At 47.0% G+C, this 983-nt stretch carries 1 protein-coding gene and 1 pseudogene; both read right to left on the bottom strand.

The window, feature by feature from the left end:
* A pseudogene (locus A3766_RS08295) lies at positions 1-509 on the bottom strand (cobaltochelatase subunit CobN); the annotation flags it as partial.
* A gap of 79 nt (positions 510-588) precedes the next feature.
* Positions 589-858 (bottom strand): GTP-binding protein, encoded by a 270-nt coding sequence (locus A3766_RS08290; RefSeq protein ID WP_068637966.1) that lies wholly within the window; start codon positions 856-858, stop codon positions 589-591.
* Positions 859-983: the final 125 nt, after the last annotated feature.

Below are 983 nucleotides of genomic sequence, written 5' to 3'. Positions count from 1 at the left end.
CGCGCAATAATAAAGTGATAAAGATGTCGGGCATTCTCGACGCCGCCTTCACGCAAGTAACGCCAAACACGGTGCGCATCCTGAGGCACTACCGAACTAGCATCAGATAAGTCCGGATCAGGATTATCATCCCCAGGAACCACAATTAAGGTTCTAGGAGCGTCCGGTGTTTGTGCGTTCTGCCAGTCAACCAAGCGCTCCAAACCATAGGCCCAATAACTCGCGCCACCCAATAAGGATACGACAACGACTTGGGCCGACTCCAAGACCTTATGCTCATACAAGTCATACGCAGCAGGCTTTAACAATTGCATCCAGTTCGCCAAACGCACTTGCGGAAAGTTCACATCGTGTTGGTGATCTTCGTGCATATTTTGTAGCGCATACGACAGTGCAGACAAACTACTGTCTGCCGATGTCAGTATAACTACCTCTGCGGGGCTTTGATCGAGATCGATAATACCTTCATCATCGACAAAACCACCCGGTTTAGCTGCTAGCAAATGCATAAAAAAATCACCAAATTCTGCCTTTCAATATCGCTTGTCTAATGGGTGCGTTTAAACCTGTTTGCCTAAACCCGTCCACCTAAACCAGGGCGTTTTCTAATACGCTTTGGATGACCGCTTTCTCGATGCCTTTTCCGATAAAAACGAGCGATGTTTTTCTTGGCTCGCCTGCTTGCCATGGGCGGTCAAAATAACTGTCTAGACGCTTACCCACAGCCTGCAATACTTGTCTCATTGGCTTACCTGGCAAAGCTGCAAAACCTTTTACTCTGAAGATATTGAAGTCACTAACAACGTTTTGTATCGCTGCTTGAATTTTATCGCTATCGACTTCACCGATCTGAATCACAAACGAATCGAAATGGTCATGTGCATGCTCGTGATGTTCGCCGTGCGCATGGTGATGATCATGGTGATTATGTATTTGCTCGATACGCTCTTCAGCGCAGCATCAATGCCATCATCGGCATTGAT

This window comes from Oleiphilus sp. HI0132 (assembly GCF_001635845.1).
The sequence above is the reverse complement of the archived record's forward strand: the minus strand, read 5'-3'. Positions and strand labels throughout refer to the sequence as shown.